Origin of the sequence: Micromonospora inaquosa (assembly GCF_003857055.1) — a bacterium.
GTDB classification, from domain to species: Bacteria; Actinomycetota; Actinomycetes; order Mycobacteriales; family Micromonosporaceae; genus Micromonospora; species Micromonospora inaquosa.
The window spans coordinates 16,663-30,659 of record NZ_QGSZ01000124.1 but is presented as its reverse complement, the minus strand read 5'-3'; the positions used below and the strand labels follow the sequence as shown (position 1 = coordinate 30,659).

Genomic DNA, 13,997 nt, shown 5'->3' with positions numbered 1-13,997 from the left:
GGGCTGGCCCGGCCCGGCGCGGCTCGGGCCAGCCCGGGGCGGCTCGGGCCAGCCCGGGGCGCACGGCGCGGTCGGGCGGGGCGCACGGCGCGGTCGGATGGTGACTGTTCAGCCGGGCAGTAGCGCGGCCACCGCCAACGCGGCGATGAGCGCGCTGGACACCAGGCCGGTGACCAGCCGGCCGCTCGGCCCGGTCAGCGCCCGGCCGACCACCGTGCCACCACCGGCGATGACCAGTTGCCAGCTCGCCGACGCCAGGAACACCCCGGCCACGAAGAGCGCCACCGGGGCCGCGCCCGAGCCGGTCGTGTCCCGGCGGCCGAGCACCAGCGCGGCGAAGTAGAGCACCGTCATCGGGTTCAGCAGGGTCAAGCCGAGCAGCGCCGCGTAGGCCCGCCTCGGAGTGCTCATGCCCCGACCGGCGCGGGCCGACGGTGGCCGCTGCGAGCGGTGCGCAGACCACGTCCGCCAGAGGCCGTGCCCGGCGAGCCCCAACAGGACCGCGGCGGCGACCACCCGCAGCGGCCCGGCGACCGGCGCGATGACGTCGGCCAGGCCAGCGCCGCCGAGCGCGGCGACCGCCGCGTAGAGCCCGTCGGCCGTCGCCACGGCGAGCGCCGCGGCCGCACCGACCCGGAATGAGGTACGGGCACTGAGCCCCAGGATGAGGATGGCGATCGCGCCCACCGGGATGGCGACGCCGTAGCCGGCGACCAGACCGGCGAGGAACGCCCCGGTCACGGATGTCGGTGGCGGGTCGAGGCTCGTCCCCGGACCGGCCGCTGTCGACGCACGGCAGTCGCCGCACGGACCAGGACCTGCATCGGGTACGCCTCAATCACAAACGCATCCTCCGCGCCAACAAACCGTCCCGCCACCCATTTCCACCCCACCCTCCAACGGGGTGCGGCCCAGGGGGTGGGGTGGGTTGGAACGCGTCGAGCGCGGCGCCCCTGGGGCGCCGCGCTCGATAGGTAGAGCTGACCTGGGTCGGCTCAGACGTTGAAGCCGAGGGAACGGAGCTGGTCCCGACCCTCGTCAGTGATCTTGTCGGGGCCCCACGGCGGGAGCCACACCCAGTTGATCCGGATGTCGTTGACCAGGCCACCGCCGGGGCCGGTGGTCAGCGCCTGCCGGGTCTGGTCCTCGATGACGTCGGTCAGCGGGCAGGCCGCCGAGGTGAGCGTCATGTCCAGGGTGGCGACGTTCTCGTCGTCGACGTGTACGCCGTACACGAGGCCCAGGTCGACCACGTTGATGCCGAGCTCCGGGTCGACGACGTCCTTCATCGCCTCCTCGATATCGGCGATCATGGCCTTGCTGACGCCGCCCGCAGGGGCAGCGGCGTCAGCGCTGCCATCGGTCGTCGCCGCGTCAACCTGCGGCACGACGGTGGTGTCACCGGCCTCCGGCGTCGCCTCAGTAGCGGTGTTCTCGCTCATGCCGTCCCTCCGCATCGCTTCGTGATGCCACCAGGCACCACGGTGTCATTCGCTCGCTGACGCACGGTCACGCCTTCACCTCCGGGCTCACGCCCACACCGGCGCGTGCCGCGGCGTCCTTGAACGCCATCCACGGCAGCAGCGCGCACTTGACCCGGGCCGGGTAGCGGGCCACGCCCGCGAAAGCAACCCCGTCACCGAGTACGTCCTCGTCGGGCGTGACCTGGCCACGTCCGGACATCAACTCGACGAACGCCTCGTGCACCTCGAATGCTTCCCCGGTGCCCCGACCGCGCAGCAACTCGTGCAGCACGCTCGCCGAGGCCTGGCTGATCGAGCAGCCCATCCCGTCGTACGAGATGTCGTGCAGCACGGTGCCGTCGGTGGCCACCCGGACGGTGACCTCGTCACCGCAGGTGGGGTTGACGTGGTGCGCCTCCGCGACCCGGTCACCCGCGTCGTCGGCGTCGCGCAGTCCACGCCCGTGCGGGCGCTTGTAGTGGTCCAGGATGATCTCCTGGTAGAGCTGGTTGAGCTGCATCAGTCGAACACCTTCCGCACCTGCTCCAGACCGGCCACCAGGGCGTCGATCTCCTCGGTGGTGGTGTAGAGGTAGAACGAGGCCCGGGTCATGGCCGGGACGCCGAACCGGCTGCACACCGGCTTGGCACAGTGGTGGCCCACCCGCACCTGCACACCGAGCGAGTCGAGCACCTGACCCACGTCGTGCGGGTGCACGTCACCCAACGCGAACGAGATGGTGCCACCCCGGCCCACCGGGACGGTCGGGCCGAAGATCCGCAGGTCGGGCACCGAGCCGAGAGCGTCCAGCGCGTACGCCGTCAGCTCCTTCTCGTGCCACTGGATGGCCCGCATCCCGATGCCGGTGAGGTAGTCGACCGCCGCACCGAGCGCGACCGCCTCGGCGATCGGCGGGGTGCCCGCCTCGAAGCGGGCCGGTGGCGCCGCGAACGTCGAACCGGCCATGGTGACCGTCTCGATCATCGAACCGCCGCCGAAGACCGGTGGCATGGCCGCCAGCAGCTCACCCCGACCCCAGAGCACGCCGATGCCGGTCGGGCCGCACATCTTGTGCCCGGTGAAGACGATGTAGTCGGCGTCCAGGTCGACCACGTCGATGGGCAGGTGCGGCACCGACTGCGAGCAGTCCAGCAGCAGCAGCGCGCCCACCTCGCGGACCCGCGCGGTGATCCGGGAGGTGGCGTTGACCGTGCCGAGGATGTTGGACATGTGCACCAGCGAGACGATCTTCGTCCGTTCGGTGACCAGGTCTTCCAGGCCCGACTCGTCCAGCCGCCCCTGGTCGGTGACCGGGAACCAGCGCAGGGTCGCGCCCGTCCGCTCGCAGAGCAGCTGCCACGGGACGATGTTCGAGTGGTGCTCCATTTCGGAGATCACCACCTCGTCGCCCGGACCGAGCCGGAACCGGGGGTCGGCGTCCGGGCGCAGCGAGGCGTTCGAGAAGGCGTACGCCACGATGTTGATCGCCTCGGTGGAGTTCTTGGTGAACACCACCTCGTCGGTGCTGGGCGCGTTGATGAACGTGGCGATCTTCGCCCGCGCCCCCTCGTACGCCTCGGTGGCCTCGGTGCCCAGGGTGTGCACCGAGCGCGACACGTTGGCGTTGTGCCGCGCGTAGTGCTCGTCGAGCACGTCGAGCACCTGGCGGGGTTTGTGCGAGGTGTTGGCGCTGTCGAGGTAGACCAGCGGGTGTCCGTTGACTTCCCGACCGAGGATCGGGAAGTCGGCGCGCACCCGGGCCACGTCGAAACGTGGCGCGTCGTCGTACTGCGGCATCCCGGAAGGGATCGCGATGCTGGTCATCTCGGCTGCGCCTCTCCCGCTCAGGCCTTGGCCGTGCCGGCCCCGGCGGCGTACCGCTCGTAGCCCTCGGCCTCAAGCTTGTCGGCCAGCTCCGGGCCGCCCTGCTCGACGATCCGGCCGGCCACGAAGACGTGCACGAAGTCCGGCTTGATGTAGCGCAGGATCCGGGTGTAGTGGGTGATCAGCAGCACGCCGGTGTCGCCGTTGTCGCGGACCCGGTTGACGCCCTCGCTGACCACGCGCAGCGCGTCCACGTCGAGACCGGAGTCGGTCTCGTCGAGGATGGCGATCTTCGGCTTGAGCAGCTCCAGCTGGACGATCTCGTGCCGCTTCTTCTCACCACCGGAGAAGCCCTCGTTGACGTTGCGCTGGGCGAACGCCGGGTCCATCTGGAGGCGCTCCATCGCGCCGCGCAGCTCGCCGCCCCAGGTGCGCAGCTTCGGCGCCTCACCGTCGATGGCGGTCTTCGCGGTCCGCAGGAAGTTCGCCACCGAGACGCCGGGCACCTCGACCGGGTACTGCATGGCCAGGAAGAGGCCGGCGCGGGCGCGCTCGTCGACCGTCATGGCCAGCACGTCCTCGCCGTCGAGGGTCACCGTGCCGCCGGTGATCTCGTACTTGGGGTGACCGGCGATCGAGTACGCCAGGGTGGACTTGCCGGAACCGTTCGGGCCCATGATCGCGTGGGTTTCGCCCGACTTCACGGTCAGGTCGACGCCGGCCAGGATCGGCTTGAGCTCACCCTCGGGCAGCTTGACCGACACCTTCAGGTCGCGGATCTCCAGGGTGCTCATTATCGGGTCACTCCATTACTCGGCGTCAGGCTGAGGTAGATGTCGCCGTCGCGAACTTCGACGGGGTAGACGGGGACGGGTTCGGTGGCGGGCAGGCCGGTCGGCTCGCCGGTGCGCAGATCGAAGCGCGAGCCGTGCAGCCAACACTCGAGCGTGCAGCCGTCGACCTCGCCCTCGGAGAGCGCGACCGAGGCATGCGAGCACTCGTCGTACGCGGCGTAGAACTCGCCGTCCTCACCATGCACCAGGGCGATCGGTGTGCCGTCGACGTCCGCGCTGATCGCGGTGCCCTTCGGCACGTCCTCGGTGGAGCAGATTCGGATCATCAAGCGCCCGCCTTGGTCAGCCGGGCCTCGATCGCGTCGCCGAGGTGCTCGCGCAGCGACTCCACCGGAATCTTGTTGATCAGCTCGGCGAAGAAGCCACGGACCACCAGCCGGCGGGCCTCACTCTCCGGAATTCCCCGGGCCATCAGGTAGAACAGCTGCTCGTCGTCGAAGCGGCCGGTCGCGCTGGCGTGGCCGGCGCCGGCGATCTCGCCGGTCTCGATCTCCAGATTGGGTACGGAGTCCGCCCGCGCACCGTCGGTGAGCAGCAGGTTCCGGTTGATCTCGTACGTGTCGGTGCCGGTCGCCTCGGCCTGGATGAGCACGTCACCCACCCAGACGGTGTGTGAGCTCTCGCCCTGCAGGGCGCCCCGGTAGCCGACGTAGCTGCGGCAGTCCGGCACGTTGTGGTCGACCAGCTGCCGGTGCTCCAGGTGCTGGCCGGCGTCGGCGAAGTAGACCCCGTACAGCTCGGCCTCGCCGCCCCGCCCGGTGTATTCCACGCTGGTGAACTGCCGGACCAGGTCGCCGCCGAGGGTGACCTGGATGTGGATGACCCTGGCGTCCCGACCCAGCTTGATCTTCAGGTGCTGGGCCTGGACCGCGTCGTCGGCCCAGTCGGCGACCGTGACCAACGTCAGCTTCGCCCCGTCGGCCACCGAGACCTCGACGTTGTCGGCCAGGGTGGCCGACCCGACGTGCTCCAGCACCAGGGTCGCCTCGGCGAACCGGCCCACCTCGACGAAGGTGTGACCGAACGCCGGCTGCTCGACACCCTCGCCGATCACCCGCAGACGCACCGCCTCGCCGAGCACCACGTCAGGGGCCACCCGCAGCAGCAGGGCGTCGGCGGCGGCACCGTAGGCCAACGCGCTGACCCGGTCGACCGGGGTCAGCACACTGCCGATCCGCTCGTCGTCCCGGCCGACCCGGGTGATGGCGACGCCCTCGGGCAGATCACCGTACTCGTGTCGGACCGTGCCGGTCGCGGCCGGCGCCTCATCCGTCAGACCGCGGAGGCGCTTGAGCGGGGTGAAGCGCCAGTCCTCCTCCAGGCCGGTGAGGGCCGGGAAGTCGGCGACATCGTACGAGCGCAGCGCCTGCGACTTGGTGCTGGGCGGCGCGGAAGCCTGGGTAGTCATTTCTTCCTTGGTCTGTTCTACGACGACGGTGTCAGGTGCTCGGTAGGGCGGGCGGCGTCAGCCGACCGCGCCCTCCATCTGAAGCTCGATCAGACGGTTGAGCTCCAGGGCGTACTCCATCGGGAGTTCCTTGGCGATCGGCTCGATGAAGCCGCGCACGATCATGGCCATCGCCTCGTCCTCGCTCAGGCCCCGGCTCATCAGGTAGAAGAGCTGGTCATCGCTGATCTTGGAGACGGTCGCCTCGTGCCCCATCGACACGTCGTCCTCGCGGATGTCGACGTACGGGTAGGTGTCCGAACGGGAGATGGTGTCGACCAGCAGCGCGTCGCACTTGACAGTGCTGCGGCTGTGGTGCGAACCCTCCAGCACCTGCACCAGACCCCGGTACGAGGTGCGGCCGCCGCCACGGGCGATCGACTTCGACACGATGGTCGAGGAGGTGTGCGGCGCGGCGTGCACCATCTTGGCGCCGGCGTCCTGGTGCTGACCCTCGCCGGCCATCGCCACCGAGAGCACCTCGCCCTTGGCGTGCTCGCCGGTCATGTAGACCGCCGGGTACTTCATCGTCACCTTGGAGCCGATGTTGCCGTCGACCCACTCCATGGTCGCGCCCTCGTGGCAGACGGCGCGCTTGGTGACCAGGTTGTAGACGTTGTTCGACCAGTTCTGGATGGTCGTATAGCGGCAGCGCGCGTTCTTCTTGACGATGATCTCCACGACCGCGCTGTGCAGCGAGTCGGAGGAGTACATCGGCGCGGTGCAGCCCTCGACGTAGTGCACGTACGCACCCTCGTCGACGATGATCAGCGTCCGCTCGAACTGGCCCATGTTCTCCGTGTTGATCCGGAAGTAGGCCTGCAACGGGATCTCGACGTGCACGCCCTTCGGCACGTAGATGAACGAGCCACCGGACCACACGGAGGTGTTCAGGGCGGCGAACTTGTTGTCGCCGACCGGGATCACCGTGCCGAAGTACTCCTTGAAGACGTCCTCGTGCTCGCGCAGTGCCGTGTCGGTGTCCAGGAAGAGGACGCCCTGCTCCTCAAGGTCCTCACGGATCTTGTGGTAGACGACCTCCGACTCGTACTGCGCCGCGACACCGGCGACCAGCCGCTGCTTCTCCGCCTCCGGGATGCCCAGCCGGTCGTAGGTGTTCTTGATGTCCTCGGGCAGGTCCTCCCAGCTGGTGGCCTGCTTCTCGGTCGACCGCACGAAGTACTTGATGTTGTCGAAGTCGATCCCGCTGAGGTCCGCACCCCAGGCCGGCATCGGCTTACGGCCGAACAGCCGCAGACCCTTCAGCCGCAGGTCGAGCATCCACGCCGGCTCGCTCTTCTTGGCCGAGATGTCCCGCACCACCGCCTCGTTGATGCCGCGCTGGGCGACCGCCCCGGCGGCGTCCGGGTCGGACCAGCCGTACTCGTACCGACCCAGGGCGGCAAGCTGCTCTTCCTGAGTCTGGGGCTGGACGATCTGCTCGGTCATCTATCTGTCCTCACAGTGGTGACGGGATTACCGGATTGAACGCGGCCCGGCTGGGTCGGGATGTGCGTGGTGCACACCCCGTCGCCGTGCGCGATGGTGGCCAGACGCTGCACGTGGGTGCCGACCAGACGGGAGATAACCGCGGTCTCGGCCTCGCACAGCTGGGGAAACTCGGCGGCCACGTGCGCCACCGGGCAGTGGTGCTGACAGAGCTGGCCGCCGGAGGCGATCGTGGTCGCGTTGGCAGCGTAACCCTCGGCGGTGAGCGCTCCGGCGAGTGCCTCGGCTCGGGCGAGAGGGTCGTCGCCGGCGTCCTCCATGGCCGTCCGACAACGGGACTCGAGAGCGGAGACCTGCTCGGCGGCGAACGCCTCGACCGCGTCCGAGCCGCCGCTGCGGGCGATCCAGCGCAGCGCGGCGGTGGCCATGTTGTCGTAGTGGTGTGTGCCACAGCGAACCCGAGCGGCCTCGGTCAGCAGGAACACCTTGGCCGGGCGCCCCCGACCGCGGCTGCCCCGGACAGTCTGCTCGCGGGCGTAGACGTCACCGTCCACGAGCATGGCGTCCAGGTGCCGGCGGATCGCCGCCGGGCTGAGCCCGAGCGTCGCGCCAAGCTGCGCGGCGGTGGTGGCGCCCTGTTCCAGCAGCAGCTGGGTGACCCGATCCCGGGTGGAGATCTCGGCCACCGCCGGCCCGGCAACGCCGGCCGACGTGTTCACGGCGGGCGCGGAGACGGGCGCACCGAGGGCCGGTACGGCCGTCGGTTGGTGCCCGGAGAGCGCCGCCGCGTTTTTCACAACGCCAACGTTACGTAATTACCCGGAGGGCCGCAAACCCGGGCCCCGGTGATCCGAACCACCGAGCCGGCGGAGTCGGACGAACCTCGACCACTACGGTGCGTAGGATTTGCGCCGTGAACCGAATCGTCCGTCCGGTCTCCGGCATCCTGCTGCGCCGTCTCGCGCTCGCCTCGATCATCGCGAACGTGGGCATCGTCGTCACCGGCGGGGCCGTCCGGCTGACCGCCTCGGGCCTCGGCTGCCCCACCTGGCCCCGGTGCACCGACGATTCGTACGTCACCACCCCCGAGATGGGCGTGTACGGGGTGATCGAGTTCGGCAACCGGATGCTGACCTTCGCGGTGGGCCTCATCGCGCTGGCCACCGTGCTGGCCGTGCTGGCCCACCGGCCGCGCCGGCCCGGGCTCGTCGCGCTTGCCGTCGCCGTCTTTTTCGGCATTCCCGCCCAGGCGGTGATCGGCGGCATCACCGTGCTGACCAACCTCAACCCCTGGGTTGTCGGGCTGCACTTCCTCGCCTCGATGGCGGTGATCGCCGCCGCGTACGCCCTCTGGCGGCGCATCGGCGACCCGGACGGCCCGGCCGTGGCCGTGGTGCCCGCGCCGCTGCGCGCGTTGGCCCGGATCACCACCGGCGTCAGCGTCGTGGTGCTGGTCATCGGCACCTGGGTCACCGGCAGTGGCCCGCACGCCGGTGACCACGGCGCCGCCCGCAACGGCCTGGACCCGGAGTCGATCTCCCAGGTGCACGCCGACGCGGTCTTCCTCCTGGTCGGTCTCTCGGTCGCGCTCATCTTCGCGTTCCGCGCCGTCGGTGCGCAGCGGGCCACCCGCGCCGCGATCATCCTGGTGGCCGTGGAGCTCGGTCAGGGCCTGATCGGCTTCGTGCAGTACTTCACCCACGTGCCGGCGCTCCTGGTGGGCGCGCACATGCTCGGCTCCTGCCTGGTGCTGCTGGCCGCCCTGTCGGTGCAGTGGTCCACCCGGGAACGCCGCCCGGTGGGGGCGGCACCGCAGCCGGCTCCGACCGACGCCGCCACCCCGGTGCCGGTCACCGCCTGATCGCGACGCGCCCCGCCCGAACCAGGATTCAAACGCCGTTGCGTTCGGGCAGAGTACCGCTCACCAGCGAATCTCCGCCCGGGAGAGACACGCAACGCCGCCACCGCACTGACACCCGCCACAGGTCCGTGGCCTCACCGACGCCCCGCGGCCTCTACGGTCAGGCGTTGCGGTTCAGGTGGGTGATGATCGCGGTGGCGAGGCGGTCGGGGGCTCCGTCCGCGTACCCGATGAAGAGCGACGGCTCGGTCAGCTCCAGCTCGACCAGGACCGGCTCGCCGTCCGGGCCGGGGATCAGGTCGACCCGGGCGTAGAGCAGCTGTCGGGTGCCACCGGGCACCGCCGCGAGGGTCCGCTCAGCCACCGCCAGCTCTTCGGGTCGGGCGGTGCGGGCGGTGATCTCTTCGGCCTTGTAGAGCCCGTCCGGGCCGAGATCCGGCCCGGTCAGCATCGGGCCCTTGCGGATCGCGTGGCTGAACGCGAGCCCCTCCGGGCCGGCCAGGAAGAGCAGTGCCGTCTCGCCCTCGGCGTCGACGGCCCGCAGGTACGGCTGGACCATGGTCACCCGGCCGGCCTCGGAGAGCCGGCGAACATGCGCGGCGGCCAGGTCCCGGTGTGCAGGGTCGGCCAGGTCGTACCGGCCGGTGTCCTGGCTGCCGGCGCTGACGGCGGGCTTGAGCACGTACTCGCCGGTCTCGGCGGGTAGTTGCCAGCTCTCCCCCGGCTCGATCCACGACGTCGGCACGGTCGGCACCCCGGCGGCGCTCAACTCGCCGAGGTAGCGCTTGTCGGTGTTCCAGCGGACCACGTTGGCCGGGTTGATCAGCGCCGGGACGCTGGCCGCCCAGGTCACGAACTCGTCGTGGCGTCGCGCGTAGTCCCAGGGTGAGCGGAGCACGACCAGGTCGTAGGACGACCAGTCGACGTCGGGGTCGTCCCAGACGGCGGGCTCGACGGCGACGCCACGTGCGGCGAGCGGGGCGAGGACCAGCCGGTCGTCCGGGTCGAGGTCGGCCAGGTCGGCGCAGGTCACGAAAGCGACCCGGGGTTCCCCCCGGGTCGACTGGTGATCAGTGGTCAATTCAGCTGTCTATTCAGCGGGCCATCGTGCGGCGGGCCATCGACCGCCAGAGGTCGTTGCTCGGACGCATCTGGTCCATCAGTTCACGCTCCCAGGCGTTCTCGACGGTGACTCCCGCCTCGGCGCACGCCTCCCGGGCGGTGACGGTGTCGTCGGCGAACTGGTCGCCCCACTCACCGTCGGAACCCACCAGGACGATCCGCGCGCCACGCTTGCCGACGTACTCGATGACCGCCTTCGCGCCGCCGTGTCCGGCGGCGAAGGCCTTGAGGCCCGCGACCAGGCCGTGGGGCGCCTGCTCGCCGGGGGTCTGCTCGGCCGTCAGCGTCGTATCGGAACCATCTGCCATGACGCGAAGCCTAGGCAGAGTTGCACCCGGTCGCGCGAGAACCATGAACCTTTTGTGATGCCAATTACCTACAGGTTTAAGGACGACCACAGGTTTGCTGTCCGGTTATATCCGGACTTTTACGCTCAGAGTGCACCGGCAAACCGACCTCGACCCACCCCGGGTTGAGCCGATCCGACTCATGCCGAAAGTTACTCTGATGTGACGTTAAACCCGGACAACTCATCCATGTCCATGATTAGTCAGTAGACCAACGACACCATTCGCGGCCGAGCGGCGGAGCCGGGCGTGCGGACCGGACGGGTCAGATCAGGGCGTCGAGCGCGACGGCCACGAAGACGATCGTCAGGTACGTCGTCGACCAGTGGAACAGCCGCATCGGCTTGACCGCCTCGCCGCGCGTCGCCCGCCGGCAGAGCCGGTGCGCCTCCAGCACGAAGATGGCACCCACCACCAGGGTCGGCACCCCGTAGATCGCGCTGAGCCCCAGTGGCCAGACAGCCAGGGAGGTGAGCAGGGTGAGCCACGCGAAGATCAGGATCTCGGCGTTAACCCGGCGGACCGAGGCCACCACCGGCAGCATCGGAATGCCGGCCCGGGCGTAGTCGTCCTTGTACTTCATGGCGAGCGGGTAGAAGTGCGGCATCTGCCAGAAGAACACCACCGCGAAGAGCCCCCAGGCGGCCGGCGCCAACGAGCCCGTCACCGCCGCCCACCCGATCAGCACGGGAGCCGCCCCACAGGCGCCACCCCAGAAGGTGTTCGCCGGGGTGGAGCGCTTGAGCCACAGGGTGTAGACGAGGTCGTAGTAGGCGATCGCGGCAAGGGTCAGCCCCGCGGCCAGCAGATTGGTGAACGCCGCCATCAGGGCGACCGACACCGCCGCCAGCACCAGACCGAAGATCAACGCGCTTCGCGGCGACACGGTGTGCGCCGGCAACGGCCGACGCTTGGTCCGCCGCATCAACTGGTCGATGTCGCGGTCGATGTAGCAGTTGAGCACGCTGGCCGCACCGGCGGCGAGCGAGCCACCGACCAGGACGACGGCCATCAGCCACAGCGACGGCAGCCCGCCCTCGGCCAGCATCATCGCCGGAATGGTGGTGACCAGCAGCAACTCGACGATCCGCGGCTTGGTGAGCGCCACGTACGCCGAAATGACGCCGCGTACGTCCCGCCGGGCCACCGGGCCCTCGGCCGCCCGCGCCGGGTGTTGCCCGGCCGGGTTGCTCGCGGGGCGCTCGGTGATCATGCTCACGGATTGCCACCTTCCGGCATCGGGCACGGGGAGATCGGATCGGCCGGGACCACAACGGGTCCGCATACCGACCCACACACTACGCGTCGTCGTTTTGGCTGCCCGGCCGACCCGACAACGGTGCGGGCCGTCACACCACCGGGTCGAAACCGAGCATCCGGATGGTCACGTAGCGCACACCATGCGCAGATCCCTGGGCGCACGTTTAGGGACGCTCGATAAGGTCATCGGTGAGGGTTCCGCCCATCTGCCGAGGAGCACAACCATCGTGGCTGTTAAACGACCCGAGCACTCCGCACTGAACTGGTCCGACCTCGATCGCCGGGCCGTCGATACCGTCCGCGTGCTGGCCATGGACGCCGTAGAGAAATCCGGCAACGGCCACCCGGGCACCGCGATGAGCCTCGCGCCCGCGGCGTACCTCCTCTTCAACCGCGTCATGCGGCACAACCCGGCCGACCCGAACTGGCCCGGCCGCGACCGGTTCGTTCTCTCCGCCGGGCACTCCAGCCTGACGCTCTACATCCAGCTGTTCCTCTCCGGTTACCCGCTGAGCCTGGGCGACCTGAAGTCGCTGCGGCAGTGGGGCTCGCAGACGCCGGGGCACCCCGAGCACGGGCACACCCCGGGCGTGGAGACCACCACCGGCCCGCTCGGGCAGGGTCTGGGCAACGCGGTCGGCATGGCCATGGCGGCCCGCCGCGAGCGCGGCCTGTTCGACCCCGAGGCCGAGCTGGGCGCGTCCGTCTTCGACCACGACATCTGGTGCATCGTCTCCGACGGCGACATCGAGGAGGGCATCAGCCACGAGGCCAGCGCCCTCGCCGGGCACCAGCAGCTGGGCAACCTCACGGTGATCTACGACGACAACGAGATCTCCATCGAGGACGACACCCGGATCGCCAAGAGCGAGGACGTGGCCGCCCGCTACGAGGCGTACGGCTGGCACGTGCAGACCGTCGACTGGCGCAGCGGCGACGCCGACCAGGGCGACTACCACGAGGACGCCGAGGCGCTGTACGCGGCGCTGCTGGCCGCCAAGGCGGAGACCGCCCGCCCCTCCTTCATCGCGCTGCGCACCATCATTGGCTGGCCCGCGCCCAACAAGCAGAACACCGGCAAGATCCACGGCTCGGCGCTCGGCGCCGACGAGGTGAAGGCCACCAAGCGGATCCTGGACTTCGACCCGGAGCAGACCTTCCAGGTCGACGAGGAGGTGCTCAGCCACGCCCGCACGGTGATGGGCCGCGGCTCCGACGCCCAGCAGCAGTGGACCACCACGTTCGACGCCTGGAAGAAGGCCAACCCGGAGCGCACCGCGCTCTACGAGCGGTTGGCTGGCCGCGTACTCCCCGACGGCTGGACCGACGCGTTGCCGGTCTTCCCCGCGGACGCCAAGGGGGTGGCCACCCGGGCCGCGTCCGGCAAGGTGCTGGAGGCGCTCGCGCCGGTGCTCCCGGAGCTCTGGGGCGGCTCGGCCGACCTGGCCGAGAGCAACAACACCACCATGAAGGGCGAGCCGTCGTTCATCCCGGCCGCGCACGCCACCAAGGACTTCCCCGGTCACGAGTACGGCCGCACGCTGCACTTCGGCATCCGTGAGCACGCCATGGGCGCCATCCTCAACGGCATCGCCCTGCACGGCGGCACCCGCCCGTACGGCGGCACGTTCCTGGTCTTCAGCGACTACATGCGCCCGTCGGTGCGGCTGGCCGCGCTGATGAAGCTACCGGTGACCTACGTCTGGACGCACGACTCGATCGGCCTGGGCGAGGACGGCCCGACCCACCAGCCGGTGGAGCACCTGACCGCGCTGCGCGCCATCCCGGGCCTGGACGTGGTCCGTCCGGCGGACGCCAACGAGACCGCCTGGGCCTGGCGGCAGGCGCTGGAGCACACCGACCGGCCCACCGCGCTGGCGCTGAGCCGTCAGCCGCTGCCGACCATGGACCGCGAGGTCCTGGGCAGCGCGGACGGCGTGGTCAAGGGCGGGTACGTGCTGGCCGAGGCGTCGAACGGCAAGCCTCAGGTGATCATCGTCGGCACCGGCTCCGAGGTGCAGCTCTGCCTGACCGCCCGGGAGCGGCTGGAGGCCGATGGCACCCCGACCCGGGTCGTCTCGATGCCCTGCCAGGAGTGGTTCTACGAGCAGGATGAGGCGTACCGGGAGTCGGTGCTTCCGCGCGGGGTAAAGGCACGGGTGAGCGTGGAGGCGGGCATCGCGATGTCCTGGCGCGGCATCGTCGGTGACCTGGGCGAGAGTGTGAGCCTGGAGCACTACGGAGCGAGCGCCCCGCACACCGTGCTCTTCGAGCAGTTCGGGTTCACCCCCGACCGGATCGTGGCGGCAGCACACGCCTCGCTGGCCCGGGTGGGCGACATCACCGGTTTCACGACCGGCAACTGAGGGA

At 70.1% G+C, this 13,997-nt stretch carries 14 protein-coding genes; 2 read left to right on the top strand and 12 right to left on the bottom strand.

Annotation, left to right across the window (positions count from 1 at the left end; all coding sequences use genetic code 11):
- Positions 1–108: 108 nt before the first annotated feature.
- The 9 genes from DLJ59_RS03430 to DLJ59_RS03390 all read right to left on the bottom strand — a co-directional run bounded on the left by DLJ59_RS03430 (position 109) and on the right by DLJ59_RS03390 (position 7,834).
- Complete coding sequence (locus DLJ59_RS03430; RefSeq protein ID WP_124771056.1) at positions 109–741, bottom strand: LysE family transporter; 633 nt, start codon at positions 739–741, stop codon at positions 109–111.
- 254 nt (positions 742–995) lie between these two features.
- Entirely contained in the window at positions 996–1,442 is a 447-nt protein-coding gene (locus DLJ59_RS03425) for a metal-sulfur cluster assembly factor (protein WP_124771055.1), read from the bottom strand.
- Between the two features lie 67 nt (positions 1,443–1,509).
- Positions 1,510–1,983, bottom strand: a complete 474-nt coding sequence (gene sufU / locus DLJ59_RS03420) for a Fe-S cluster assembly sulfur transfer protein SufU (RefSeq protein WP_124771054.1) — start codon at positions 1,981–1,983, stop codon at positions 1,510–1,512.
- The gene (locus tag DLJ59_RS03415) at positions 1,983–3,287 is read right to left on the bottom strand and encodes a cysteine desulfurase (protein ID WP_124771053.1); all 1,305 of its coding nucleotides are present in this window, start codon (positions 3,285–3,287) and stop codon (positions 1,983–1,985) included. Before DLJ59_RS03415 ends, sufU begins: the two co-directional genes overlap by 1 nt.
- 20 nt (positions 3,288–3,307) lie before the next feature.
- Positions 3,308–4,081 (bottom strand): Fe-S cluster assembly ATPase SufC, encoded by a 774-nt coding sequence (gene sufC, locus DLJ59_RS03410; RefSeq protein ID WP_112677399.1) that lies wholly within the window; start codon positions 4,079–4,081, stop codon positions 3,308–3,310.
- Complete coding sequence (locus DLJ59_RS03405) at positions 4,081–4,407, bottom strand: non-heme iron oxygenase ferredoxin subunit (protein ID WP_124771052.1); 327 nt, start codon at positions 4,405–4,407, stop codon at positions 4,081–4,083. Before DLJ59_RS03405 ends, sufC begins: the two co-directional genes overlap by 1 nt.
- Positions 4,407–5,549 carry a Fe-S cluster assembly protein SufD gene (gene sufD / locus DLJ59_RS03400; protein ID WP_124771051.1) on the bottom strand — a complete coding sequence of 381 codons (1,143 nt, stop codon included), beginning with the start codon at positions 5,547–5,549 and terminating at the stop codon, positions 4,407–4,409. The genes DLJ59_RS03405 and sufD overlap by 1 nt, the downstream gene beginning before the upstream one ends.
- Positions 5,550–5,606: 57 nt before the next feature.
- Positions 5,607–7,037 (bottom strand): Fe-S cluster assembly protein SufB, encoded by a 1,431-nt coding sequence (gene sufB / locus DLJ59_RS03395; RefSeq protein WP_124771050.1) that lies wholly within the window; start codon positions 7,035–7,037, stop codon positions 5,607–5,609.
- Positions 7,034–7,834, bottom strand: coding sequence for a helix-turn-helix transcriptional regulator (locus DLJ59_RS03390; RefSeq protein WP_425271383.1), 801 nt, complete (start codon positions 7,832–7,834; stop codon positions 7,034–7,036). Before DLJ59_RS03390 ends, sufB begins: the two co-directional genes overlap by 4 nt.
- Before the next feature lie 98 nt (positions 7,835–7,932).
- Between DLJ59_RS03390 and DLJ59_RS03385 the strand changes: the two genes are divergently transcribed.
- A complete protein-coding gene (locus DLJ59_RS03385; RefSeq protein WP_167493814.1) occupies positions 7,933–8,898 on the top strand; it encodes a COX15/CtaA family protein in 966 nt (321 codons plus the stop codon).
- Between the two features lie 160 nt (positions 8,899–9,058).
- Here DLJ59_RS03385 and DLJ59_RS03380 read toward each other — a convergent pair whose 3' ends face one another.
- From DLJ59_RS03380 to DLJ59_RS03370, 3 genes are all read right to left on the bottom strand, one after another.
- Positions 9,059–9,979 (bottom strand): ATP-grasp domain-containing protein, encoded by a 921-nt coding sequence (locus DLJ59_RS03380; RefSeq protein ID WP_124771048.1) that lies wholly within the window; start codon positions 9,977–9,979, stop codon positions 9,059–9,061.
- Between the two features lie 13 nt (positions 9,980–9,992).
- Positions 9,993–10,328 (bottom strand): hypothetical protein, encoded by a 336-nt coding sequence (locus tag DLJ59_RS03375; RefSeq protein WP_124771047.1) that lies wholly within the window; start codon positions 10,326–10,328, stop codon positions 9,993–9,995.
- Positions 10,329–10,632: 304 nt separating this feature from the next.
- The gene (locus DLJ59_RS03370; protein ID WP_124771046.1) at positions 10,633–11,586 is read right to left on the bottom strand and encodes a heme o synthase; all 954 of its coding nucleotides are present in this window, start codon (positions 11,584–11,586) and stop codon (positions 10,633–10,635) included.
- A gap of 268 nt (positions 11,587–11,854) precedes the next feature.
- Between DLJ59_RS03370 and tkt the strand changes: the two genes are divergently transcribed.
- Entirely contained in the window at positions 11,855–13,993 is a 2,139-nt protein-coding gene (gene tkt, locus DLJ59_RS03365; protein WP_124771045.1) for a transketolase, read from the top strand.
- The last annotated feature ends 4 nt before the right edge of the window (positions 13,994–13,997 follow it).

Bases quoted from the DNA above. Each gene is read 5' to 3' on its own strand.
- DLJ59_RS03425 (WP_124771055.1), bottom strand. From the start codon at position 1,442: ATGAGCGAGAACACCGCTACTGAGGCGACGCCGGAGGCCGGTGACACC.
- sufU (WP_124771054.1), bottom strand. From the start codon at position 1,983: ATGCAGCTCAACCAGCTCTACCAGGAGATCATCCTGGACCACTACAAG.
- DLJ59_RS03415 (WP_124771053.1), bottom strand. From the start codon at position 3,287: ATGACCAGCATCGCGATCCCTTCCGGGATGCCGCAGTACGACGACGCG.
- sufC (WP_112677399.1), bottom strand. From the start codon at position 4,081: ATGAGCACCCTGGAGATCCGCGACCTGAAGGTGTCGGTCAAGCTGCCC.
- DLJ59_RS03405 (WP_124771052.1), bottom strand. From the start codon at position 4,407: ATGATCCGAATCTGCTCCACCGAGGACGTGCCGAAGGGCACCGCGATC.
- sufD (WP_124771051.1), bottom strand. From the start codon at position 5,549: ATGACTACCCAGGCTTCCGCGCCGCCCAGCACCAAGTCGCAGGCGCTG.
- sufB (WP_124771050.1), bottom strand. From the start codon at position 7,037: ATGACCGAGCAGATCGTCCAGCCCCAGACTCAGGAAGAGCAGCTTGCC.
- DLJ59_RS03375 (WP_124771047.1), bottom strand. From the start codon at position 10,328: ATGGCAGATGGTTCCGATACGACGCTGACGGCCGAGCAGACCCCCGGC.